Annotated in this window: 26 protein-coding genes, 1 pseudogene and 1 riboswitch; of the genes and pseudogenes, 12 read left to right on the forward strand and 15 right to left on the reverse strand. The window is 45.4% G+C overall.

Going from position 1 to position 24,651, the window contains the following annotated elements; genetic code table 11:
* Window positions 1–82: 82 nt before the first annotated feature.
* From ACWI_RS15050 to ACWI_RS15070, 5 genes and pseudogenes are all read right to left on the reverse strand, one after another.
* Window positions 83–2,209, reverse strand: coding sequence for a chemotaxis protein CheA (locus ACWI_RS15050; RefSeq protein ID WP_139142391.1), 2,127 nt, complete (start codon window positions 2,207–2,209; stop codon window positions 83–85).
* Between the two features lie 454 nt (window positions 2,210–2,663).
* A complete protein-coding gene (locus tag ACWI_RS15055; protein ID WP_070372267.1) occupies window positions 2,664–3,620 on the reverse strand; it encodes a methyl-accepting chemotaxis protein in 957 nt (318 codons plus the stop codon).
* A 10-nt stretch (window positions 3,621–3,630) separates the two neighbouring features.
* Entirely contained in the window at window positions 3,631–4,731 is a 1,101-nt protein-coding gene (locus ACWI_RS15060; protein WP_070372268.1) for an FIST signal transduction protein, read from the reverse strand.
* Window positions 4,732–5,076: 345 nt separating this feature from the next.
* Window positions 5,077–5,954: pseudogene (locus tag ACWI_RS15065) on the reverse strand (AraC family transcriptional regulator).
* Window positions 5,955–6,021: 67 nt separating this feature from the next.
* Entirely contained in the window at window positions 6,022–6,456 is a 435-nt protein-coding gene (locus ACWI_RS15070) for a BRO family protein (RefSeq protein ID WP_242871628.1), read from the reverse strand.
* Between the two features lie 543 nt (window positions 6,457–6,999).
* Here ACWI_RS15070 and ACWI_RS15075 point away from each other — a divergent pair.
* The 3 genes from ACWI_RS15075 (at window position 7,000) to ACWI_RS15085 (ending at window position 8,186) form a co-directional block, all read left to right on the forward strand.
* Window positions 7,000–7,275 carry a type II toxin-antitoxin system RelB/DinJ family antitoxin gene (locus ACWI_RS15075; RefSeq protein WP_070372269.1) on the forward strand — a complete coding sequence of 92 codons (276 nt, stop codon included), beginning with the start codon at window positions 7,000–7,002 and terminating at the stop codon, window positions 7,273–7,275.
* Window positions 7,272–7,547, forward strand: a complete 276-nt coding sequence (locus tag ACWI_RS15080; protein ID WP_070372270.1) for a type II toxin-antitoxin system YafQ family toxin — start codon at window positions 7,272–7,274, stop codon at window positions 7,545–7,547. Before ACWI_RS15075 ends, ACWI_RS15080 begins: the two co-directional genes overlap by 4 nt.
* 285 nt (window positions 7,548–7,832) lie before the next feature.
* Entirely contained in the window at window positions 7,833–8,186 is a 354-nt protein-coding gene (locus ACWI_RS15085) for an HNH endonuclease (protein WP_070372271.1), read from the forward strand.
* Between the two features lie 4 nt (window positions 8,187–8,190).
* On the opposite strand, the gene ACWI_RS15090 is transcribed toward ACWI_RS15085, so the two are convergent.
* Together ACWI_RS15090 and ACWI_RS15095 are read right to left on the reverse strand one after the other, a co-directional pair.
* Complete coding sequence (locus tag ACWI_RS15090) at window positions 8,191–8,505, reverse strand: type II toxin-antitoxin system RelE/ParE family toxin (protein ID WP_070372272.1); 315 nt, start codon at window positions 8,503–8,505, stop codon at window positions 8,191–8,193.
* Entirely contained in the window at window positions 8,492–8,764 is a 273-nt protein-coding gene (locus ACWI_RS15095) for a type II toxin-antitoxin system prevent-host-death family antitoxin (protein WP_070372273.1), read from the reverse strand. Before ACWI_RS15095 ends, ACWI_RS15090 begins: the two co-directional genes overlap by 14 nt.
* Window positions 8,765–8,904: 140 nt before the next feature.
* Between ACWI_RS15095 and ACWI_RS19620 the strand changes: the two genes are divergently transcribed.
* The 4 genes from ACWI_RS19620 (at window position 8,905) to ACWI_RS15115 (ending at window position 11,683) form a co-directional block, all read left to right on the forward strand.
* Entirely contained in the window at window positions 8,905–9,030 is a 126-nt protein-coding gene (locus tag ACWI_RS19620) for a ParB N-terminal domain-containing protein (RefSeq protein ID WP_476723735.1), read from the forward strand.
* Window positions 9,027–9,449: a site-specific DNA-methyltransferase gene (locus ACWI_RS15105; RefSeq protein WP_070372275.1), complete on the forward strand. Its 423-nt coding sequence runs from the start codon at window positions 9,027–9,029 to the stop codon at window positions 9,447–9,449. The genes ACWI_RS19620 and ACWI_RS15105 overlap by 4 nt, the downstream gene beginning before the upstream one ends.
* Window positions 9,450–9,690: 241 nt before the next feature.
* Window positions 9,691–10,146 carry a transposase gene (locus tag ACWI_RS15110; RefSeq protein ID WP_070372276.1) on the forward strand — a complete coding sequence of 152 codons (456 nt, stop codon included), beginning with the start codon at window positions 9,691–9,693 and terminating at the stop codon, window positions 10,144–10,146.
* Window positions 10,109–11,683 (forward strand): recombinase family protein, encoded by a 1,575-nt coding sequence (locus tag ACWI_RS15115; protein WP_070372277.1) that lies wholly within the window; start codon window positions 10,109–10,111, stop codon window positions 11,681–11,683. The genes ACWI_RS15110 and ACWI_RS15115 overlap by 38 nt, the downstream gene beginning before the upstream one ends.
* Window positions 11,684–11,788: 105 nt before the next feature.
* On the opposite strand, the gene ACWI_RS15120 is transcribed toward ACWI_RS15115, so the two are convergent.
* The 8 genes from ACWI_RS15120 to ACWI_RS15155 all read right to left on the reverse strand — a co-directional run bounded on the left by ACWI_RS15120 (window position 11,789) and on the right by ACWI_RS15155 (window position 19,241).
* Window positions 11,789–12,745, reverse strand: coding sequence for a hypothetical protein (locus tag ACWI_RS15120; RefSeq protein WP_070372278.1), 957 nt, complete (start codon window positions 12,743–12,745; stop codon window positions 11,789–11,791).
* Window positions 12,746–12,848: 103 nt separating this feature from the next.
* The gene (gene fic, locus ACWI_RS15125) at window positions 12,849–13,748 is read right to left on the reverse strand and encodes a protein adenylyltransferase Fic (RefSeq protein WP_070372279.1); all 900 of its coding nucleotides are present in this window, start codon (window positions 13,746–13,748) and stop codon (window positions 12,849–12,851) included.
* Between the two features lie 33 nt (window positions 13,749–13,781).
* Window positions 13,782–14,009 carry a hypothetical protein gene (locus ACWI_RS15130; RefSeq protein WP_070372280.1) on the reverse strand — a complete coding sequence of 76 codons (228 nt, stop codon included), beginning with the start codon at window positions 14,007–14,009 and terminating at the stop codon, window positions 13,782–13,784.
* 263 nt (window positions 14,010–14,272) lie between these two features.
* The gene (gene rlmD / locus ACWI_RS15135) at window positions 14,273–15,637 is read right to left on the reverse strand and encodes a 23S rRNA (uracil(1939)-C(5))-methyltransferase RlmD (RefSeq protein ID WP_070372281.1); all 1,365 of its coding nucleotides are present in this window, start codon (window positions 15,635–15,637) and stop codon (window positions 14,273–14,275) included.
* A gap of 26 nt (window positions 15,638–15,663) precedes the next feature.
* On the reverse strand, window positions 15,664–16,038 hold the full coding sequence (locus ACWI_RS15140; RefSeq protein WP_070372282.1) for a metal-dependent transcriptional regulator: 375 nt from the start codon (window positions 16,036–16,038) through the stop codon (window positions 15,664–15,666).
* Window positions 16,010–17,992: a YgiQ family radical SAM protein gene (locus ACWI_RS15145; RefSeq protein WP_070372283.1), complete on the reverse strand. Its 1,983-nt coding sequence runs from the start codon at window positions 17,990–17,992 to the stop codon at window positions 16,010–16,012. Before ACWI_RS15145 ends, ACWI_RS15140 begins: the two co-directional genes overlap by 29 nt.
* 32 nt (window positions 17,993–18,024) lie before the next feature.
* Entirely contained in the window at window positions 18,025–18,798 is a 774-nt protein-coding gene (gene cobS / locus ACWI_RS15150; RefSeq protein ID WP_070372284.1) for an adenosylcobinamide-GDP ribazoletransferase, read from the reverse strand.
* A gap of 167 nt (window positions 18,799–18,965) precedes the next feature.
* The gene (locus ACWI_RS15155) at window positions 18,966–19,241 is read right to left on the reverse strand and encodes an HPr family phosphocarrier protein (RefSeq protein ID WP_070372285.1); all 276 of its coding nucleotides are present in this window, start codon (window positions 19,239–19,241) and stop codon (window positions 18,966–18,968) included.
* A 169-nt stretch (window positions 19,242–19,410) separates the two neighbouring features.
* On the opposite strand from ACWI_RS15155, the gene ACWI_RS15160 reads away from it, so the two are divergent.
* The 5 genes from ACWI_RS15160 (at window position 19,411) to ACWI_RS15180 (ending at window position 24,587) form a co-directional block, all read left to right on the forward strand.
* Complete coding sequence (locus tag ACWI_RS15160; protein ID WP_070372286.1) at window positions 19,411–19,623, forward strand: DUF1858 domain-containing protein; 213 nt, start codon at window positions 19,411–19,413, stop codon at window positions 19,621–19,623.
* A gap of 226 nt (window positions 19,624–19,849) precedes the next feature.
* A riboswitch (Lysine riboswitch) is annotated at window positions 19,850–20,023 on the forward strand.
* 158 nt (window positions 20,024–20,181) lie between these two features.
* Window positions 20,182–21,180, forward strand: a complete 999-nt coding sequence (locus ACWI_RS15165) for an aspartate-semialdehyde dehydrogenase (protein ID WP_070372287.1) — start codon at window positions 20,182–20,184, stop codon at window positions 21,178–21,180.
* Window positions 21,181–21,216: 36 nt separating this feature from the next.
* Window positions 21,217–22,095 (forward strand): 4-hydroxy-tetrahydrodipicolinate synthase, encoded by an 879-nt coding sequence (dapA, locus tag ACWI_RS15170; protein WP_070372288.1) that lies wholly within the window; start codon window positions 21,217–21,219, stop codon window positions 22,093–22,095.
* A 9-nt stretch (window positions 22,096–22,104) separates the two neighbouring features.
* The gene (gene dapB / locus ACWI_RS15175; RefSeq protein WP_070372289.1) at window positions 22,105–22,860 is read left to right on the forward strand and encodes a 4-hydroxy-tetrahydrodipicolinate reductase; all 756 of its coding nucleotides are present in this window, start codon (window positions 22,105–22,107) and stop codon (window positions 22,858–22,860) included.
* Between the two features lie 521 nt (window positions 22,861–23,381).
* Complete coding sequence (locus ACWI_RS15180; protein ID WP_070372290.1) at window positions 23,382–24,587, forward strand: aspartate kinase; 1,206 nt, start codon at window positions 23,382–23,384, stop codon at window positions 24,585–24,587.
* Window positions 24,588–24,651 lie beyond the last annotated feature (64 nt).

The raw sequence follows: 24,651 nt of genomic DNA on the forward strand, positions 1-24,651 counted from the left end.
ATATAAATATTAGTAATTGCGAAACTGACGTGAGCGCTTCAATTTTTAAGTTGATTTGATTCATAGCGGCTTTACCAAGCAGCTATTGGACGCGCAAACCGGTCAGGCCGCTGATATCCATAATCAGACTGATACTGCCGTCAGGCAGCAGGGTACAACCAGCCAGTCCCAGGACTTTTTTCATGGTATTGACATAATTGGGGAGTGCTTTAACCACCACTTGTTGCTGCCCCAGGAGTTCATCGGCAAATACGCAGATCACCTTTTCGTCCTGTTCCACCATAATCAGAATCCCCTTGGTCAGGTCGGTTTCGGCATTTTTTATCTGGTAATGCTTGTGGAGCCGGAGGATCGGGAAGCATTGCCCCCGCACCATCACCATTTCGTTGTTGTCCGGATCCATCATACAGTCCTTTTGATTGGGCCGGAAGGATTCAGAAATCGTCGTTATCGGGATTGTATAGCGCGATTTGCCAACCCGGATATTCATCCCTTCGACAATCGCCAGAGTCAGGGGGATTTTCAGGGTGATGGTGGTGCCCCGGTCTATTTCACTGTCCACCAGCACTGTGCCACCAACCTCTTCGAGATTTTTGGTGACCACATCCATACCCACGCCCCGGCCGGAAAATTCGGTAATGCTTTCCTTGGTGGAAAACCCTGGCAGCAGAATCAGTTTAAAAATCTCCCGGTCGCTCATTTCCGCTTCGGGTTTGGTCAGAAGATCGTTTTCCCGGGCTTTTTGAAGAATTCGTTCCTTGTCCAGACCCCGGCCATCATCCTTAATAACAATCAGCACATCACTGCCGACGTTTTTGGCTTCGAGAATGATCCGCCCGGCTTTTTCCTTGCCCTTGGCCAACCGTTCCTGCTCGCTTTCAATGCCATGATCAATGGCATTGCGGATGATATGCATCAGCGGATCGGATATATGCTCGATGATATTTTTATCGACTTCAGTTTCTTCGCCAAAGAGATCAAGCACCACTTCCCGGCTCAGTTTTTTACACATGTCCCGGACAATCCGGTTCATTTTGACAAAGGTGGTCGATAGCGGCACCATCCGAATCGACATGACCATGTCCTGAAGTTCCACCGTGATTTTATGAAGCTCAATGGCTGCTTTATGAAAGTTCTCGGACTGAATAATTTCCACTTCCGGGCATTGGGTGACCATCGATTCGGTGATCATCAGTTCCCCCACCAGATTCATCATATTATCCAGTTTATCCACATTGACGCTGATCATTTTCTGGGTGGCCCCACCGCTGCTTTTGGGGAGTTCCTCAGAAGCAGCCGAAAGGTTAGTGGGCGATATCGGTTTCGCCAGCTCCGGTTCCGGCAAAACAAAGCTTTCAGGGGGGGCTGTCGGCTCCTGCGGTTGCCTGAATAGATCCAGCCGTTCATCCTCAATTTCCCGGAACAGCAGCTGCTCCACATAGATAATATTTTCAAAATGAGATTTGATTTCTTCATAGCCCAGCTCGGTTCTAAAATAGATTTCAAAACCATTTTCCCGAATATAGGCCGCTGTGTCGGGATTCTCAGCAATGTCGGCTGGTAAATAATAAACCTCTTCGGCCAGCTCGGCCAACCCGAAGACCAGCGTATAAGCGCGGATATTTTCCATTGTGCAGTCGTCTTCATATTGAATAATCACCTGATAGCAGGAACCCGCAGCTTTCCCGTCGCTGTCCTGATTTGGTGACGCAGCAGTGGGCTCTGTTTTTTTTTCTTGAGGGATGTAATACTGCTGCTTTTTTTGCTGGCTCCGGTTTTGGCTGTCTTCCTCGCCAAAGATCTGCCGCAATTCGTCCAGAAATACTTTTAAAGATTCAATTAGAAAAGCAGGGTCACCGTCGGCGTCATAGCGATTGGTAATTTTTTCGATCTCCGCTTTAATAAAATCTACACATGACAACACCAGATCAGAAACTGCCGAAAAATCCAGTCCGGAGGGTTTTTGCTCACGGATATAGTAAAAAACATCCTCCATTGCATGGGCCACCTTTTCGATGTTATCAAATAGCATCATTGCCGATGAGCCCTTGATGGTATGCATAAACCGAAAGATCTCACTGACATCATCCGGGGTGAAACCACCGTTTTTTTCACTGCAGATGATCACCTGCTCCAGCTGCTCCAGATTTTGGATCGTTTCAAAAATGTAGACTTCCACCATTGGTTCGTTTTCGAAATTTCTTGTCACATTTGTCACCTCACGTACTTCGATTTTTCTTGAACTATCTTTTGTCTACCACAAACTGAATTATTTCGCCCTGATCGGCTAAAGCATCCACTTATTTAATAATCTGTTGCAATATCATTACAGATTACCCAATTAATGCTTATTCCCTGTCATTTATACACCGATTTAGGGAATTTAAACAAAAAAATGATTTAGACGTTAATATTTCGAACAGTTCAGTTTTTTTTATCTATTTTTGCATAAATCCTGAGGCTTATTCATCGTTGACTGAACCTTAGACGGCTAGCTGGGGAAAAAAAGACGTTGTCCAACCAGATTCAAACAATCCGGTCGTGCAACGTCTTTAACACGAAATTTTTTCTATTTTAAAGCAAATAGGTGATCATGCCATAGCAACCCACCCCTCGCATCAAAACGCACCTTTTTTTATTCTATCGGCACCTGCAGAAACGGGTTAATCTGTGACCAGTTCAGCCAGCATGTTCTCCATTTGTTGCAGAAAATCAATGACACTGCAGATAATGGTGGATTTTTTGCTCATTTTTTGATTAAGCGTATCAATTTTTTCACCAAACGAATCGACAACCTCTGAAATGGCCCCAAACCCTTCTGCTGCACCATTGATCCGCTCGCTGGTGGCATCAATGCCTTTGATGATCTGTTTGCTGAAATTCTTAACCTCATCGGTACACTCGCTAACTTGGGTAATATTACTTTTTACCGCATTAACTTTATGCAGATTTGCCATACTTGCAGACTTTGACACCTGAATTTCAATATTGACATCTTTGATGCTCTTATAAAGCGCTTTGACGCTGTCATCAATACCATCAACCAGTTCCTTGGTCGATGTCGATAAGACCCGCATTTGCTGGGCGACCACGGCAAAAGCCCGGCCCGCCTCACCAGCCCGTTCGGCTTCAATGGAGGCATTAAAAGCCAGCAGGTTGGATTGCATCGCTATACCATTAATACCGTTGGACATATTCTTAATGTTGGCAAAGTCTTTTTCCAACTGTAAAAAAACCTCGGCAATGTTATCAAGTTGATCATTGGTATGTAAAATATTGTTTGCCAGTTCGGTTACATTTGTGCCGGTTTGATTAATCATCGTATCCGAGTTATCGATAACCGTATTAATCTGATTGGCATAGGAACTGAAACTCTTAAAATCGTCATTAATATTGGTTGTCATTTCACTGATGTTGGTGATTTGCGAATAGGTTTTTGCCACATCATCCAAATAGTTTGAAACTTCCACCTCTTCCTGCATCAGCAGTTCGATTTTTTCTTCAATATGCTTAACGCCAAACTGGATGCTCTTTTCCATTGTTTTATCACGCTTTTTTATCATAAAACCGGTTTCATTTATCATGCTGCTGTTCACACAATTATTTTCTAACAAGTTCATCTCTCCCACTTTATTCAAATACTGCCAGCACCATAGTCTGGTTGAAGTGCTGTTCATTCAGCTGCTCGCCATAGCCTGCAAAACCGACATAATTGCCCAGGGCGTTTCCGACTGTGGTGGCAAACTGATTTAACTCACCATTGGATTCAAAAAGAATCGAACGAGCCAGACAATTGACCATTAGTGTCAAACTGGGGCGGCTGCATTCCTGCCGGGCCTTGTCAAGTGTTTTTTGAAGAACCGTTTGATAATCATCAGGCTCCAGTAGCACCATCTGGGAATTGTTGTAGATGCGGGCATGATATTCCATGCCGCTGCCATTGACAACCTGATTGTTCGCGACAATAAACATTTCATTGCCAATAATCCGGCCCAATGGATAACTATCCAGATATTTGGGCAATTCACTGACCTTGACACCTAAGGCGGCAGCCATTACGGAAGCAGCCGGTTTGTGATCATATTCGTAGACAATCCGTTTGCGCACATCTACCTTGGTGGATTTAAAATAATGACGGGTCGGTTTATAGATATTCTCCCGGTATAAACGGATTTTTCCACCGAGGTTTTCAATCATCACAAAGACGCAGGCATCTTGGTAGACCTGACCGTTTAAAGCGATGATGGTTTTTTCGGCCCGTCCCCGGTCACCAGAAGAGCCGCCAAAAACCGGGATCTTCTTTTTTGACAGCACCGCATTGAGGGTTGACAAAACCAATTCCTCACAGCTGATCAGGGCGCTGGAAAACTCCAGGCAGATGGTATTCTGCGGTTTATTGAACCGGGCTGCCGCTTTTTCAACCTGCTCCACATATTTTAGCGGATATTTATCTGCATCTTTTAAAAGACCCGCTTCACAGACGATCCCATCTTCAAAACCGATGACTAACAGGCTGTCTTTATACGCCCCATCTTTACAAAAGGCCGCAAAGGTGGTAGCGCCCATCGAAATAGCATCCGGAAATCGGGTCTTTATTTCTCTGGCATAGGCGGTAAAATCGTCCACCCCTGAAAAAAATAGAAGCAGCTGAGGCTTTTTCAGCTGACTGGTCGCCTCGGTGACGGCGGCATCGGGATTGGCTTTAGAGCTTTTTCCTATCTTATAATTCATTGTTACTCCCTTTCACATAACTAAACTGTCGATTTCCAAGTCATAGGGACAATACTATACCACTAAAAATATTAATTCAAGCTAACTTTTGTAAAGTTCTTCAAAAAAACAAAACTCAACTAATCGAGATTAGTATCGTCTCGACTAGTTGAGTTTATCTTTAACCAGCACCTATTAGTATCGTACAACAACTGTCAGACCGTCATCACAGCCCAGCAACGTGGCCAGTGGATATAAAACCTGGTTGTTATCGATTATGATTTCCTGCTCGGCGGCCAACATAAGCAAGTCGATATAAGTATTCTTATCATAATTTGATTGAACAAACAGATTAACATTCAAATATTAGTTGCTGCTTTTTTTTACGGGAATCCAGATTTCACTTCTGTATTTAGGATTATGCAAATCTGTACTTTCGTTCCAGAGTATTTCCGGGCCGTTTACGGATTCATAACCTGATGACGGAAACCATTCAGAATATATTCTGCCCCAAATTTTTTGTAATGTTTCAGGAAATGGTCCAATTGATTCAAATACGGCCCAGGTATTCGACTCAACTTCCAGTTCATCAAAATCTCCGACATCACTGCTTGTGGTAGCAACACCAATATAGTGATCCAGTTCTCCCTTTTCGTCCATTCTTCCTTCGGAAAATTTGTCGATGCACTAATCATTCCAGTTGGTTCAATATTGGATAAGCTTTTTAATTGAACAATTACTTCCGAAGTTAGCAGTTCATACATTTTAGTAATCTCTGGATTAACCCCACTAAAAACCATCGGTACTCTCTTTTTGTACCCCACCAGTCTAAATGGTTCTTTTTCAACAATCCGATAATTCATTTCACATCCTCCTTGAATTGATAATTGGAAGGTCATTCTGGGAAATGCTTTAATTTGGGCACTTTCGTTTCTTGCTTCAGACGGCAAAATACCATGGACAGAATAAAAGGCTCTAGAAAATGAATCGGCTGATCCATACTCATATTTCATAGCAATATCGATGATTCTTAAATTTGAATCTTTTAATTCCAACGCCGCCAAAGTCAGCCGTCTTCTTCGAATATACTCAGATAAGCTGATGCCAGATAAAAAAGAAAACATACGTTTAAAATGATACTCCGAACAGAGTGCAATTTTTGACAATACTTTAAAATCAATCACCTCTGTCAAGTGACTTTCAATATAGGTCAAGGCATTATTCATACTGCTTAACGAATCCATTTGATCCCCCCTTCCAACAACATATTATCAAAAGATGACTTCATTCATCCGACAATTTGTGCACCGTTTAGTCGTTTCTTGTGATATATTCTTTGATTGTATTAAACAGGGAACTATCAAAAAGAGCATATGCCTTTGATTTGCTCTTCCCATCAATCGTTTCATCGCTATAGCTAAACCATTCAATAAAACGATTTGCCTGTTTGCTCGGAAAATTTTTCGCAAGTTCGATGATACCGTCATAATCAAATGTATCCGTTCGATATTTTTTCCCGTCAGCCGCTGTCAGTTTTAGTTGGTTAGCAGCACTAACCAACTCGTTGTTTTCTTTTTTAAGTTTCGTCTTTAAATATTTCCAATAATTTCTGTTTTTTGTGTAGTCGTCCTCGCCACACAAAACACCGATGATATCCAGAACAGAAAACCACCACTTGGCTTTTTGATCGTCCCAAACAGCCTGCACTTCCTTATCATCAAAAAAACGAATGGAGATTTTGCTCATTTCAATCACCCCCTATCAGTTTATTGGCTACCTTTAATCATTTTCGACAAATCTTGCTACGCTCTCACCGCACTACTTACAGCGACCTTGCAGAACCAAACCGAATTGATCATTTTGAATACCATAGTCGACAATTGTCGTCACCCCACATTTTGAGCAAAACACATTTTGTAAGAGCCTTTGCTGCATCTCCACGGGAAAATTTTGCCCATTTTCTCAGCTCATCCATATCTGATGATTTACATTGATCTACTAAATTCATGTAGCACTTGCCTTTCTGATCTCGAAATTCTTTAAAAGGCCTTGTTAACAAAACATCTAAATCAACCACTCAACAAGTCCTAAAAACAAATTGTGAAAAAAATAGGCGCAGGCCACCACGGGAGAAATCTTATGGTGGCTTTTCTTATGCAGAAAAATATGAACGAGCTCAAGCTTAAAATAAACCTTAATGTTCAGCATAAGTTCGTATATGATGCGTACATTGAATTGACAATGTGATCATTTCGAACTATAATGATGGTAGATAAGGAGGTGCTTATAATGGCTACTAGTACAAATTTGAATATTCGTACCGATAAAGATATCAAAGAAGCTGCAGAGAAAATTTTTGGAGAGCTTGGTCTTAACATGACAACAGCAATCAATATTTTTCTCAGACAAGCAATCCGGGAAAATGGGATACCTTTTGAAATGAAATTGTCTGTTCCGAATCAGGAAACAGTTGCTGCCATTACCGAAGGTCGAAAACTGGCCAAAGATAGTAGTGTCAAAGGTTATTCCAATATGGATGATTTGCGAGCTGCACTGGAAGAATGAAATACGAAGTTAAATTCACAAATCAGTTTAAAAAAGATCTTAAGCTTGCCAAAAAACAAGGCAGAGATATTGACCGACTTTATGCTGTTATTGAAAAACTTGCCGATGATGAACCTCTGGAACAAAAATATCGTGATCATGATTTAAGTGGTAATTATAAAGGATGCCGTGAATGTCATGTCGAACCCGATTGGCTTTTGGTCTATGAGGTGATGGACGATGTTCTGGTATTAATGCTTTATCGTATCGGAAGTCACTCAACGTTGTTCTGAGTTTATTACTCATAAAAATCTCTTTAAAAATAAAAAGCCCACCGAGTGTGCGTGTCAATGACAGAGGCCCGTGGGATTTGTTAGCGTTATATTACCGCTTTCTTGTGAGGTTGTCAATGCTTTTCAACGACCTTTAAAAAATCACATTTGAAGCAAGTGGAGAGTAAATGAGAGTTGATGTTAATACCCAATGTGTTACAATAGTATTGTGAAAAAAGTAGGCGCAGGCCACCACTGGAGAAATCTGATGGTGGCTTTTCTTATGCCCTGAAGGAGGCGAACACCATGCCTAGAAAGCCTAAACGCCCTTGCAGCTATCCTAGTTGTAAAGAATTAACCGCTGGCCGGTTCTGCGAGGAGCATCAGAAATTATCGGAGCAACACTACAATAAGTATCAGCGCGATCCTGAGACCCGGAAACGCTATGGCTGGGCATGGAAGCGTATCCGCGATTGTTACATCAAAGCCCACCCACTTTGTATGTTATGCCAAAAGAATGGCAAACTAACCCCAGCCCATGAAATTCATCACATCACTCCCCTATCCAAAGGCGGCAACCATGATGAAGAAAACCTGATGGCGTTGTGCAGCAGCTGTCACTCCACTATCACGGCTCAGGAAGGTGGCCGGTGGAAGTGAAAGACTACAAAATACGAAGCCAATCACGACGAGCATAAAGGATTCGTTCAACGTTGATAACTTTGGATTGTTCATCGATGGTAAAGAAAGCGACATAGTTCTTAACCAAAAGTTTCCGGTACCCCATTGAAGCCAGCCGGTCATCACGAACAGCCGGACATTTCTGTGGCATTTCGGTTAAACCAAGTAGTGCTTCTTCAATCGTATCCATCATATTTATGGCCGTCATTGGTGATGACAATTGTGACGAGATGTACAGGACAATGTCTCGTAGGTCGTTTTCGGCTGGCTCTGAGATCTCAATGCTATACGTTGCCATCGGTTATCTCTTGTCGCAGGTCCTTTATGACATCAGTCAGTGGACGTTTTTTTCCGGCTTTAATGGCAGCTCGACCCTCATCAAGGGCACGATAAAGTTCAACCTTGCCGTTTAACATTTCGTATGCCTCGATGCTCATGACAGCCAAGTCTCCCTGACCATTCTTAGTGATGAAGATGGGTTCCTCGTGTTCGTGACAGAATTTAGAGATTTCGTTGTAATTATTTCTTAGATCCGTACTGGATTTGATATTAGGCATTTGATTGTCCCCCTTTGTTAATCTAAAGATATTATACCAGAATATCTTTAGATTAACAATGCAAGAACCTCAAGCCTGGCGATGCGGAATATGAGAAGCTCAAGCGGTCCATTAAGGAATTCGGCTACGTCGAACCTGTTATCTGGAACCAGCGCACCGGCAACGTCGTCGGTGGTCATCAGCGCTTTAAGGTACTGACCCAGCTGAGCGAAAAAGAAGTGGATTGCGTTATAGTGGATATTAATGAAGAAAAAGAGAAACATTGAATATTGCTCTAAATAAGGTCTCCGGAGATTGGGGTGTGCCGCTGTTAACGGATCTGCTAAAGGATCTTGATGATAGCGGCTTTGATCTGGCTGAAATCAATGAACTTTTTGGCGAACCCGATGCCCAAGAGGATGACTTTGATCCAGAGCAGGCTTTGGATGAGATCACTACCCCGATGACCCAAACCGGTGATGTTTGGTTATTGGGAAAGCACCGGTTAATCTGTGGCGATTCCACAGTCAAAGCAGATATGGACACCCTGATGGATGGCCGACTGGCTGATCTTGTTCTAACGGACCCCCCTTATAATGTCGACTACCAGGGCGGCACCAAAGAAAAACTCAAGATTCAAAATGATAAGCTTGATGATGTAGCCTTCCTGGAGTTTTTAACGGCCGCCTGTATATTCCGACCGTGAAATCCCATCTGCACGGTCAAACCGTCCCAGCGTCACGATTGAACTGACCCACCTTAACGAAAGGTGAGCCATTCATATAAATTGATCCTATAATGAAGTTGGCACACAAATGTGTGACTATCATTACAGGAGGTCGATAATCATGATGAATTATCGAGAAATTTTGAGACTGAACAGTCTCAATTACACCCAGCGACAGATTGCTGCAAGCGTGCATAGCTCGTGAAATACGATCCGGGAAGTGCTTGAAACCGCAACCAAATCGGGCATCGAATGGCCCCTGGACGAAACGACAACCAATGAAGTACTGATGGCCATCTTCTATCCCGATCGGCTGACAGCAAATAATCACCGAAAGGAGGCTGATTACAGCGCCATCCACAAAGAACTGGCCAAGCCGGGAGTGAATCTTTCTTTGCTCTGGAGCGAATACTGTGAAACCTGTTACACCAATGGCGATACCCCCTATATGTACTCCCAGTTCTGTGACAAGTACCGCCATTGGGCCAGAGTGACAAAGGCAACCATGCGGATCCGGCATAAGCCGGGTGATGTGATGCAGGTTGACTGGGCCGGTAATACCATTCCGATTCAGGATCCCTTTACCGGGGATACCACCGAAGCCTATCTGTTTGTTGCGGTGCTTCCCTGCAGTTGCTATGAATGTAAGCAAAAGCGTCACCGTACTTCCAGCTAGAAAGCAAACCAGAGCCAAAAATGAAGATGAGGAAAATGCGAGGTTACGGGTAGCAGCCTATTGCCGGGTTTCCACTGACAGTGATGAGCAAGCCACCAGCTATGAAGCGCAAATCGAACACTACACGTCCTACATTAATAACCATCCGGACTGGGCACTGGCGGGTATTTATGCGGACGACGGTATATCTGGTACCAATACCAAAAAGCGTGAAGAATTCAACCGTATGATTGATGCGTGTATGGCTGGTGATGTTGATATGGTCATCACCAAGTCCATCAGTCGGTTTGCCCGAAACACGCTGGATTGCCTGAAATATATCCGTCAACTAAAGGAAAAGAACATCGCGGTATTCTTCGAAAAAGAGAATATCAACTCCACGGATTCCAAAGGTGAAGTCATGCTCACGATCATGGCTTCACTCGCCCAGCAGGAAAGCCAATCCTTAAGCCAAAACGTGAAGATGGGCCTACAATACCGCTACCAGCAAGGGGAAATCCAGGTCAACTGCAAATGGTTCCTAGGTTATACCAAAGACGAGAATAAAAAGCTGGTTATTGTTCCTGAGGAAGCGGAGGTTGTCAAACGCATCTACCGGGAATATCTTGAAGGTGCCAGTTTGTTAAAAATTGCCCGCGGTTTAGAGGCAGACGGCATCAAAAATGGCGCCGGGAGAGAAAAATGGTACACCAGCAACATCAACCAGATTTTGCGAAATGAAAAATACATCGGCGACGCCCTCCTACAAAAAACTTATACCACGGACTTTCTCACAAAGACGCGAGTTAAGAATCATGGCATCGTTCCGCAGTATTATGTCGAAAATAACCATGAGGCCATCATCCCCAGGGGAATTTACATGCAGGTGCAGGAGGAACTGATCCAACGCCGCACCGTCCACACCAGTCCGAATGGGAAAAACCGAACCTTTAGCTGTACGCACTGTTTTTCAAACATGATCATTTGTGGCAATTGCGGTGAAGTTTTTCGCAGGGTCCATTGGAACAACCGCGGCAAAAAGTCCGTCGTTTGGCGCTACGTCAGTCGCTTGGAAAACACCGGGCTATTCTGCGATGCCCGTACGGTTCCGGAAAGCCAAATCGAGTTGATTCTAGTCAACGCTATCAATCAGACGCTTGGCAAAAAAAACACCTTTCTTGCCACCCTACAGGGAAACATCAAAACCGTCCTCAGCCGTGAAAATAATCAACCCCTGATTGATATTGAATTGCGACTTCAGGAACTACAACAGGAGCTTTTGAGACTCGCCAGCTCTAAGGCCGACTATGAAGAAGTTGGTGCTGAAATTCACCGTTTGCATGATGAAAAACAAAAGCATCAACTAGAAGGTGCCGGACGGGATGACATTAAGAAACGAATTTCCGATATGAGTACATTTTTGATGGAGCAGTCAACCGCCCTGACCGAATATGACGAGGCGCTTGTCCGGCGACTGATTGAAAAAGTCACAGTCTACGAGGATAAATTCACTGTGGAATTCAAATCCGGTGTGACGGTAGATATTGAAGTAAATTAAAATAATTAAGGCACTCTACGAAAAAATGGTCGTAGGGTGCCTTGTTTTCGTGGTTATGTCTATAGGTAAAGTAGAATTAAGATTCATTTCAGTTTCTTACTGTCATTATTCCAGACGCTCAAAAATACGATAGCATAAGTAGGTCAAATAAGGAGACGGTATTTTTTTTTGCCCAAAATCCCAATCTTTCAATTTCATATACACCGATTCAGGCGTAAAATATTTATCTTTATCCTGTTTGTTTCTTATCAGGGTTATCATTTCCTTGAATCGCGGATCTTGATGCACGAATTTGTATTTACTAAGAACTCCTGCCATGCTGACAATGTCATACCAGCACGATGGCGCTTTCAACTTACGGAAGTCCGTCCCCATATAGAACACATACGGATGCAGATCAAGGCTGTTTTCCCAGAGACTTAGTAGCGCATTAACGCAGCAATGAGCGACCTGGGAATCCTGATACTCTGGTATGTATGATAATAAATCGGCCATTATCATCGTTGCATATGGGCAGCAATCGGCCTTTTTCCCGGGACCACGGAATTTACCGAGTTCTAAAGAAGCGGCGCAAGGGAAGCCATTATCACGGCACAACGAAACCAAATAGTCAACGCCAGGCTTAATATGTTCATGATAATCCATGCCTGCTTTTATCAGCGCAAGCAAAAGCAGCGGGGCATCGCACAGGCACCAGCTAAAAACATCCACACCCGCTCCGCCAAAATGCTTCGGTACGTTGGTCAGAGACTGATAAATGCCGTGCTCATCCTGATGCTTAAGAATTTCATCAACTGCCGTTTTTATTTCAGGTACTTCCATATCGAATCCGAGATCTAGAAGAAACATGAGCTTGTGTATCGGCAAATCAGGATTTTTATGATTTGTCACCAGACTCGCGTGAAAATTCGCAACACTAGAAAGGTGTTTTTGAATACGATCATCCACTAATGCTACATTTCTGATTTCTACAAGACTGTCCTTTGGTTCATGGAACAAGTGAAGTAGAATCGCGTATTTCAGCCAATTGTTGCTGTGATCCAATAGCTTTTTATAATCCATTCGCTCATCACCCCTTTTTAATAAAATTGAATTAATAAACCTCTATTAAATAGTACGAATCGTGCTTGCCATCGTCCAAGCATCCGACGTTTCCAATGTACTTTTATTCACCTTCACCTTCAGTGATTTCATTTTCCTGCTCATAATAGTAGGAATAATCGACACCCTTCATAAACATTTCACGGTCGTTTATCTTATCTGTCAAGGAAAACTGCAAAAGTGCTTTTATTTGCGTTGGATTTGACACACTCTTTTCCATAGAAGTAAGATAGTCTTTTTTATTAATTTTGCTCCAGTCCACGCACAATTTCAGGTTCTTTTTCAGAATCAGGTCAAGCCATATGCGCATACTTCTGCCATTTCCCTCCATAAAGGGGTGAGCAACATTTATTTCTACGTACTTATCGACAATTTCTTCAAAAGAATTTTCTGGCATTTTTTCAATTTTATTCAGCGTTTCAGGCAAAAAACGCACCATCGCAAATTGAAAACCACCCTTGGCAATATTAAGCGTCCTGATTTGCCCGGCAAAGTCATATAGCCCTCCGAACAAATAACCATGAATCTGCTGCAAACCTTTGACCGTACCGACTTCGATTGTATCAAACAAGGAACTGTCGAAAAGAGCATATGCCTTTGATTTGCTCTTCCCATCAATCGTTTCATCGCTATAACTAAACCATTCAATAAAACGATTTGCTTGTTTGCTTGGAAAATTTTTCGCAAGTTCGATGATACCGTCATGATCAAATGTATCGGTTCGATATTTTTTCCCGTCAGCAGCAATCAATTTCAGTTGGTTAGCGGCACTAACCAACTCGTTGTTTTCTTTTTTAAGTTTCGTCTTTAAATATTTCCAATAATTTCTGTTTTTTGTGTAGTCGTCCTCACCACGCAAAACACTGATGATATCCAGCACAGAAAACCACCACTTGGCTTTTTCATCGTCCCAGACAGCCCGCACTTCTTTATCATCAAAAAAACGAATGGAGATTTTGCTCATCTCAATCACCCCCTATCACTTCATTGGCTACCTTTAGTCATTTTCGACAAATCTTGCTACGCTCTCACCGCACTTCTTACAATGTCCTTGCAAAACCAAACCGAATTGATCATTTTGAATACCATAATCGATAATTGTCGTCACCCCACATTTTGAGCAAAAGACATTATTTAAGAGCCGTTGCTGCATATCCACGGGTATTTTTGCCCATTTCTTCAGCCCTTCGATATCTGATGTTCTACATTGATCTTCTAAATTCATGTAAATACCTCGCCTTTCTTATCTCTAAATTTAAAATAAGGCCTTGTTAACAAAACATCTAAATCAACCACTCAACAAGCCCCAAAAGCCAAAAACATCTATATCGACTTCTCGCCAAGCACCGTTATCTAAATCGGACTGTACGGGCCAAAATCAGCCCTTTTGATCGATTCCCTCAAAGCAATAATTTACCTGTTTTAGATAATAAAATTATACCACAAAAAAAGAAAAAGCCCAGTAATACCGGGCTTTCCACAGATCGTTTATTTTTCCCGTGACATCAATACTACCGTCTCAACGTGACCAGTTCCCGGGAACAGATCCACCGGCTGAACGGTTTTAATAGCATAGCCAGCTTCGGTTATAAACTTTAAATCCCGGGCCAGGGTTGAGGGGTTACAGGATACATAGATAAGCTTGGGGGTGCCCAACTCGCTGATGGCTTGCAGCAAGGATTCGTCACAGCCTTTTCGAGGCGGATCGAGAACGATCAGATCGGGTTTGACTCCTTCATCTTTGATGATCTTGAGCATTTCATCTTCAGCCCGACCCAAAAAGAAGCGGGCATTGTCGATCTGATTGAGGCCAGCGTTTTCCCGGGCATCAAGAACTGCATCGCCGACGCTTTCAATCCCGATGACCTGTTTGGCCTGAGCCGCCAGATAAAGCCCGATGGTGCCGGTACCGCAATAGAGATCAAAGATGGTTTCTGTGCCGGTCAAGGCAGCAGCCGACTTGATGGCATCATAGAGTTTTTCTGTCTGCAGCGAATTGACCTGAAAGAAGGAGTTTGGTGAAATCGAAAAACTGAGATCCCCGATCTGCTCCACCAGTCGGGCCGCCCCGTAGACGCAGAGACTTTTTTTGCCCAGAATTACATTGCCTTTTTCCCGGTTGATGTTGGCGTAAATACTTTTGACATTGGGAATTCCGGCGACGATGCCCTCAATAATGGCCTGACGTTGACTTAACTCCTTACCGTTAATGATCAGGGTGATCATGTTTTCGCCCTGGAGGTTGGTACGCTGCAACACCCCCCGGAGATAACCCTTGTGGGTGCGCTCATCATAGATGCTTAAATTCAATTCCTGAACCAGCGCATTGATGGTTTTGATGGCCGCCGCTGCTGATTCCGGCTGGTTGAGGCAATCGTCAATATGAACCAGCTGATGAGATCTTTTGGCATAAAAACCCATTCCCTTGCGATCCAGTTTAAATTGTGCCTTATTGCGGTAGCGTAACGGATCTTCCATGCCGATAATCGGCGCCACTTCGAGCTCTTTAAAGCCCCCAATCCGTTGGAGTGCATCCCCCACCATCTTGGCCTTGGCCTTAAGTTGGCCCGGATAACTCATATGGCGGATCTGACAGCCGCCGCATTGGTCAAAATAGGAACAATCCGGGGTGACCCGAACGGGTGATGCCTGGCTGATTGACAGTAGTTTTCCTTGGGCGTAGGTTTTTTTGACATTCTTGATCTCCACCTCCACCACATCACCGGGCAGGCCACCGTCGACAAAGACAATCATGTTATCAAGCCGACCCACCCCTTCCCCACTATGGGTAATATCAATCAATTCCATGGAATACTGCTGTCCAACTTCTAACGGGTTGCTTGTTTCGTTCATTCTTACTTCCTTAATTTTCTTATTTTTTATTGCTCGAGATAAGCCTTCATTTTTTCGAAGGTTTCATCCGAGATAATATGCTCAATACCGCAGGCATCCTGTTCCGCATTGGCCAGGGACACATCCAGGGCTTTGACCAGAAACTCGGTAATCAGCCGATGCTTTTCATAAACCTTTACCGCCCGGCTTTTTCCAGTTTCGGTGAGATAGATCTGGCCATAGCGTTCATGTTCCACATAGCCTAATTCCTTAAGCTTGCGAACCGCATCATTGGCACTGGCCTTACTGACCTTGAGTTCCAGGGCAACATCGGTAATCCGTACCCCTTTGCCGTGTTTTTGACTCTCCAGATAAATGGTTTCGATATAATCCTCAATGGATTCTGTTAATTTTTTTTCCATTTTTACCTCTGCTTTTATCTTTTTGATTTATTTCTGATTGCTTTGCCTGAGCTGGCTTGGCAGGTCTGGTTTTATTGTTTTTTTTAGCCTGGGGTGACTGCGATTCGGATTTTTTTACCTTAGCCGGAATCAGTGCTTTTTTCCCGGTGCCGATTAAATCGTCCCGATAGGCTTTGGTCAGGGCCTCATGCACCAGCAGATAATTCTCCCGTTTGTTATACTGCACCAGCGCCCGCTGCATGTTTTTTTCCCGGCCCTTGGGTACATAAACCGCTTCCATCGTCAGCGGGTTGACACCAGTATGGTACATGGCCGTTGCCACCGAACCCGGTGTCGGGTAAAAATCCTGAACCTGTTCCGGGAAAAAGCCCATCTCCCGGATGTACTCCGCCAGCTTGACAGCATCCTGGAGGGTGCAGCCGGGATGGCCAGTAATGAAATAGGGCAATACAAACTGGTTTTTCCCCAGCTGCCCATCAATCTGTCTAAACTGCCGGACAAAGTTTTCATAGACGTTAAAGGCCGGTTTGCCCATGTGAGCAAGCACCGTATCGGATACATGTTCCGGAGCCACCCGCAGCTGGCCGCTGATATGGTGCTCCACCAATTCCCGAAAAAAAGCCTTGTCCGGGTCCAGCGCCAGATAATCATATCGGATTCCCGAACGGATAAACACTTTCTTGATTCCCGGCAGTTTCCGGACTGCCCGGAGTGTCTCCAGATACGGCTTGTGGCTGGGATCAATGTTTTTGCAGGGGGTTGGAGCCAGACACTCCCGATCTTTGCAGTAACCCCGGACTGCCTGCTTTTTACAGGCCAGATGGGAAAAATTGGCCGTCGGTCCGCCGATGTCGTGGATGTAGCCCTTAAAATCAGGCTCTTTTGTCATTCGTTTGGCTTCCCGGACAATTGAATCGCGGCTGCGCATCTGGACATATTTGCCCTGATGTATGGCCAGGGCACAAAAGGTGCAGTTGCCATAGCAGCCCCGGTTGGCAGTGATACTGAACTTGACTTCGTTAAGCCCCGGCACACCCCCGACCGGATCATAGGCGGGATGCCAGCGATAGGTAAAGGGCAGATCATACAGATCATCAAACTCCGCCTGGGAAAGCGGCGGTTGGGGCGGGTTCTGCCACAGATAACGGTTGCCGGTGGGCTGAATATAGACCTGTGGGTCATGGGCATTATTGCTCTGATAAATCTGGGCAGTCGCCTCGGTATAGGCCTTTGTATCGGCGCTGACACTCTCGGTGGACGGCAGCATAACGCCTTCCCCGGCTTCCCGGCTGATTACCGCTGTGCCCCGGATATGGGTCAGCTGATGTACCGGAATGCCAGCTTCCAGATTTTCGGCAATCTCAAGTATCGCCCGTTCGCCCATGCCATAGACCAGCAGATCGGCCCGGGAATCAAAAAGAATCGGCCGTCTTACTTTCTCCTGCCAGTAATCGTAATGAGCGAAGCGCCGCAGGCTGGCTTCGATTCCACCAATAATCAACGGGATTTCACCAAAATTTTCACGAATCTTGCCGCAATAGACAATTGTGGCCCGATCCGGCCGCAGTCCGGCTTTACCTCCGGGGGCATAAACATCTTCCTGGCGGCGTTTTTTGTTGACGGTGAAATGATTGACCATCGAATCAAGGTTGCCAGCAGTGACCAGAAACCCCAGCCGGGGGGCGCCCAGCTGCATAAAATCGGCGTTTTCCTGCCACTTGGGCTGAGCAATAATCCCCACTGAAAAACCCCGGGACTGGAGCACCCGGCCGATAATCGCCGCCCCAAAGGAGGGATGATCGACATAGGCATCGCCAGTCACGAGTATAAAATCGCATTGGGTAATACCCTGGGCCTGCATTTCTTTTTTGGACATTGGCAGGAACCCCTTATTTTCTTTGGGGGTTTTATCGGCTCGGACTTTTTGCCCGGAATCCTTGCTTGACTTATTCATTCATACCCTTTCTTAATAATTTTTCACATTTTTTATATTAAACCGCTAAAAAGATTGAAATATGCCGGGAAGTTAATCAGGATGATTGCAAAGACCACCATAAAAAAGGTCTGGTTAAGTTCAATGGTCATCCCGATGGTGTCACCTGTCATCCCGCCGATTTTGTGCTGGAGATTTTTCATCAATAGCAGCGCTGGCAAGAGACAAATCACCGCTGTCAGCAGTCCTGGCAGACCCAGAATCAGGGTGGCATAACCCAGTAGTAGCACCAGATAGATGATAAAATGGTGGAGCTGGGTCATTTCCACAAAGCGCTTGCCCAAACCACCGCCACCGGGAGCGTAGGTCGAAAAGCAGGTCGACATGATCGCCATCGTTCGACCAAACACCGGCATCACCAGCAGGGCACTGCTGTATTCCGGCAGAATCATCGTATAAGCCATCCAATTGGTTAAAATAATCAGGATCAGTCCAATGGCGCCAAAGGCTCCAAGGCGGCTGTCTTTCATGATTTCCATCATCTTTTCCCGATCCCGGGCCGAGAACAGGGCATCGGTGGTATCGGCAAAACCATCCAGATGAAGACCGCCGGTGAGCCAGATATAGGCAATGACCATCAGCAGCGCCTGCAGCTGAATAAAGTGGATCAGTGAAAACAGCTGGGCCGCCCCATACAGCACCACCCCGATAAAAACCCCCACAAGAGGGATCAGAATCATCGATTCATAAAACTCCTCGGCACTGACGTCTTCCAGCTTGATCGGGATACGGGTAAAAAAAGATATCGCTATCAGTAATTTTCGCATGTTGTTCTCCAAATATACTATCTTATATTCATGGTCTTTTGGCAACTCAAACCATCAAACACTGAGCTTACGCCAGTTTTGCCCGAAAAAAGAAAAGCATGAATTTGCATTCATACTTTATCCGGCTATGGTTTCTGAATTTTCGTTTTTAAAAGATTTTCATTATCTTAAACTTCATCCACAAAATCAAAACGATTTTCAATCATTTGTTTCAATTGTTCAATGGCCCGCTTTTCGTCATCGCCATTCGCTTCGATTTGTATCTCGTCACCTTTTTGAACAGCTAAAATCATCACACCCATAATGCTTTTGGCATTAACCCGGGTTGTTTCTTTTTTGATATAGATTTCGCTTTTAAACTCATTGGCTTTTTGGACAAAAAGAGAGGCTGGTTTTGCATGGAGTCCGGCCTTGTTATTAACGATTACTTTATCAACTATCACAATAATCCACCCCTTTACTATAAAATTCCCCTATGTTAGTATTATAACCTTAGACTGCAATTTTAGCAAGTAAACGACTTTTATTTCTTTTTAACTTGTAAAATCTTTTTTTAAGTTTTATAATGTATGATATGTCAAATGAGATTAACACTTTGCGGAGGTGAAAAAAATGAAAGTTACTAAAGATATGGGCATCCTTGATGCCGTTAACGCATATCCGGATTCTGTCAACGTATTCCAGGCTTATGGCATGCATTGCTTCGGTTGTATGGCAGCACGTTTTGAAAGCATCGAAGAAGGGGCCCTGGCCCACGGCATTGATGTCGATGCCTTGATTAAATCAATTAATGACGCCATTGACGCTGTTGATTTAACAAAATAGTTTAAGGTTGTCGCTAAACTCCCATACCGACCAATTGTTAATCTGTTGTCCGCTCCGATGCGTAGGGTCTGACCCCTAGGTCACAACATGATGTAACAATGTCGGTACTGGGTTATCTTTTTTGATAGTCTGAGCAACGCATTTAATCAATGCGTTGCTTTTTTTGTTTTTTTGTCAATACCCCTTGAAATCACCAGGAATAATTGTTACAATAGTCAGAATCGAATATTACGATAGAGGTGCGGACTTTAAGATTAACGACGGTGACCATGGCTAATGGGATGACACGTTGTGAAAGGAAAGCTCGCCGAAGGATTATTGTTTGCCACCAGTTTTCCTGGGCTTACTGTTAAGAGCAGTAAGACTGTCATCATTTTTATGATGGAGTGCTATCTAAAACCCAATGAAAGCTTTTTTTGAGCATTTCTTTGTATTTTAGCCGGTACCCGTTACTGGCTTTTTTTAATTTCAAATGGAAAATTGCGAAATGAGATACTGCGGTGAGCTTTGCTGTTGTAAATTGCGCAATTAACTATAATTTCAATTTTTGGAGGTACTATGAAATCTTATAATGTTGCAGTTGTTGGCGCCACTGGGATGGTGGGACAGAAAATGCTTCAGGTCCTGGCGGAACTTAAGTTCCCGGTCAAGAACCTGTATCCGATGGCATCGAAACGGTCGGCTGGCAAAGAAATTATTTTTAACGGAAAACCCTACGTGGTTCAGGAGCTTTGTGACGAAGCTTTTGACCAGGAGATTGATATTGCCCTGTTCTCTGCCGGTGGTGACACCAGCGAGCGCTTTTCGCCGGTGGCGGCAGCTAAAGGCGTCATCGTCATTGACAACAGCAGCGCTTTCCGGATGGACCCCACCGTACCACTGGTGGTGCCGGAAGTCAACCCGGAAGATCTGGACTGGCACAAAAACATCATTGCCAATCCCAACTGCTCCACCATTCAGGCGGTGGTGGCTTTAAAACCGCTCTATGATGCTTTTGGCATCGACCGGATTGTTTATTCCACCTACCAGGCGGTTTCCGGCTCCGGAGTCAAGGGCTATGCCGATCTGGAAAACGGGATCAAGGGCGAAGATAATGCCTTTTACCCCCACCCAATTGCTTATAACGTCCTGCCTCACATCGATTCTTTCCTGGACAACGGCTACACCAAGGAAGAAATGAAGATGATCAACGAAACCCGGAAAATCCTCCACGACGACAGCCTGCGGATCACCGCCACCACCGTCCGAGTACCGGTTTTCTACAGCCACAGCGAAAGCGTCAACGTGGAGCTGAAAAAACCATTTGAGCTGGATGCCATCCGCAAGCTTTACAGCGACGCCCCGGGGATTGTTCTCCAGGATGACCCGGCCAACAACGTCTACCCACTGGCCCGCACCGCCGAAAACACCGATGAAGTTTACGTCGGCCGACTGCGCCGGGACGAAAGCATCGACAACGGCTTAAACCTCTGGGTCGTCGCCGACAACATCCGCAAAGGGGCCGCCTCAAACGCCGTCCAGATCGCCTTCGAACTGGCTAAACGAAATTTAATCTAAATATTAAAATAAAACCACAAATCAAAGGAGATTGAAATGAGTATTTTTACAGGAAGCTGTGTCGCCCTGGTGACCCCGTTTAAAGATGGGAAAGTTGATTTTGAACGCTTTCATAAGCTGATTGACTGGCAGATAGAAAAGAAAACCGATGCCATTCTGATTGCCGGCACCACCGGTGAAACCTCAACCCTGACTGATGATGAGCATCTGGCGCTGCTCCGGGATGCCGGTAAATACATCAACGGCCGGGTGCCCTTTGTGGCCGGAACAGGCAGTAATGACACCGCCTATTCGATCATGCTATCCCAGGAAGCCGAAAAAGCTGGTGCTGATGCCTGCCTGATCATCAACCCCTATTACAATAAATCGACCCAACGGGGCATCATCGCCCACATCACGGCCATTGCCAATGCCATCACGATTCCGGTGATCATCTATAATGTCCCCAGCCGTACCGGCATGAACATCTCGGTAGCCACCATTAAAGAGCTGAGCAAGATCCCCAATGTGGCGGCGGTTAAAGAAGCCAGCGGCGACATCAGCCAGGTTACTGAAATTGCCCGGGTCTGCGGCAATGACATTGACATTTACAGCGGTAATGACGACCATGTTCTGCCGATCCTGGCGGTTGGCGGCAAGGGCGTGATCTCGGTCTCGGCCAACATTATTCCTGAAGACATGCATGAGCTGGTGGCCAGCTTTATGGCCGGGGATATCGAACGGGCCCGGGAACTGCAGTTTAAAACTAACCTGGTTAACCTGGCAATGTTCTATGAAACCAACCCGATTCCGGTTAAAACCGCCATGGGCCTGATGGGTCTGGATTCCGGTGAAATGCGACTGCCCCTGATTGAGATGGAAGAAACCAATAAAGCCAAACTAACTGCCGATTTAAAAACCTACGGCTTATTATAGGAGGCTCTGATGATTAACATTTTACTCAGCGGTGTCTCCGGCGCCATGGGTGGCACCCTGCAGCAGATCATTGCCGCCAACCCCGATACCCAGGTGGTGGCGGGATTTGATCAACAGGCGCTGACCACCCTGCCCTTTCCGGTTTACAATGATCTGACCAAATGTAACGAGGCGATCGATGTAATTATCGATTTTTCTCACTTTGCGGCCTTCCCGGCGATTTTCGGCTTTGCCCGGAGCCACAAAATCCCGATTGTGATCGCCACCACGGGCTTGTCTGAGGCCGATCTGGCCGCCATCGATGAAGGGGCCAAGGAATTTCCGGTCTTTAAAACTGCCAACCTGTCATTAGGCATCAACCTGATTGCCAAGATGCTGACCGAAATGGTTGCCAAACTGGAGCAAGGCTTTGACATTGAAATTATTGAGAAGCACCACAATAAAAAGCTGGATGCCCCCAGCGGCACCGCCCTGCTTTTGGCCGACGCCATCAACGACGGTCTGGCCACCAAAAAAGACTACACCTACGGCCGTTACGGCCGGGATGCCAAACGCAGCGACAACGAGCTGGGCATCCACGCCATCCGCGGCGGCACCATCCCGGGTGAACACTCGGTGATCTTTGCCGGTAATGACGAAATCATCGAAGTCAACCACATTGCCCTGTCCAAAAAAGTATTTGCCGAAGGCGCTGTCAAAGCCGCCCAATTCCTGGTCGGCCAGGCCCCTGGCCGCTATGACATGGCCATGGTCGTCAACGACTAGTTGACGACCATGGCCCTCAAGGCGCTTATATTAAGTACTGTTAGCCTAGCTACTGGTTTTCATAAAGCAATTTCTACACTGTACGGCGTACAGGCTATCGCCAGTTCGCCTACACGTTACGAAATTGATTATGAAACCCGTATCCAGGCAATTGAGTCTAGCTGTAAGCGCCTAAAAACAAAGCACGCACCAGTACCGTTAACAAGAAAACACTGTTTTTAATTCTTACCTTGAATCGTGAAACGTTTTGTATTATACCCAAGTAGTACCGACAATTGTTACATCATGTTGTTCGCATCGGAGCGAACAGGTTGATAAACCTGTCCGATTCCGCAGCGAACAACAGATTAATAATTGGTCGGTACGGTATTAAGATGCAACCCCCGATCTTAAGACCTCCGTGTAAGAATTACAGAGAATCGTATCGGTACGGTATTTCACATCGCCCCCCACACCATTAACAGAAAGGATCACATAACAGTCGACTTATCATAGCTGCTACTGATTTAGAGGTTCATCACATGAATATTGTTGTGCAGAAATACGGCGGAACCTCAGTAGGTTCCACCGAACGGATTATAAATGTTGCCAAGCGCATCATTGCCAAAAAACAAAGTGGCCACCAGGTTGTTGTGGTGGTTTCCGCCATGGGCAAAACCACCGATGATCTGGTCAAGCTGGCTTATGACATCAACCCCACCCCCCCCAAGCGGGAGCTGGATCGGCTTTTGTCCACCGGCGAGCAGATTTCCATTTCGCTGCTGTCGATGGCCCTGCAAGCCCTGGGTCACGACGCCATTTCCTTTACCGGCCCTCAAGTCGGCATCCGCACCAGCGGCCGCCATACCAAGTCCAGGATTGAAGGAATTGACACCACCAAGATTTTAGAATCATTAAACGACGATAAAATTGTCATTATTGCCGGGTTTCAGGGCGTCAATGAAAATGATGATGTCACCACCCTTGGCCGGGGTGGCTCGGACACAAGTGCCGTGGCACTGGCCTGTGTGCTTGAGGCCCCCTGCGAAATCTACACCGATGTCGAAGGCATCTACGGGGTTGATCCCCGGCTTTACCCCCAGGCCAAGAAGCTCGACACTGTATCTTACGAAGAAATGCTGGAAATGGCCAGCCTCGGCGCCGGGGTCATGCATCCCCGAGCCATTGAGTTGGGCAGCAAGTACGATACCCCCATCTGGGTCGCCTCCAGCGAACTGGAAATTCCCGGCACCATCATTACAAAAGGAGAAAACAACATGGAAGGACAATCCATCACCGGCGTGGCCATTGACAATGACGAAATTATGATCACCATCCGTGACGTTCCCTTTGACCGGAACATCACCTCCCAGTTTTTTAGTCAATTTGCCACCAAAAGCATTAACATCGATATGATCAGCCAAAGCGCCCCCATCGATGATCTGATCAATATTTCATTTACCGCCCCGGCTTCCGATCTGGCTGATGCCAAGAAAGTTCTGGCCGCTTTTCAGGACAAACACCCTGGCATCGGGGTGATTATCAACGAACAGGTTTCCAAGCTATCAGTGGTTGGGATCGGGATGCGCAGCCAGTCCGGCGTCGCCGCCAAGTTTTTTTCCCTGCTGGCCGATAACAACATCCAGATGCTGATGATTACCACCTCCGAAATCCGGATCAGTTGTATCATTCCCGAAAAAGACAAGGATCTGGCAGTGACAGCTACCGCCCAGGCCTTCGATTTATAAAACGTATCGGATCACAAACAAAATAAGCCAGCATTTCAGACCCTGAGGTTTGAGATGCTGGCTT

The sequence above is a fragment of the Acetobacterium wieringae genome (assembly GCF_001766835.1).
GTDB classification, from domain to species: Bacteria; Bacillota; Clostridia; order Eubacteriales; family Eubacteriaceae; genus Acetobacterium; species Acetobacterium wieringae.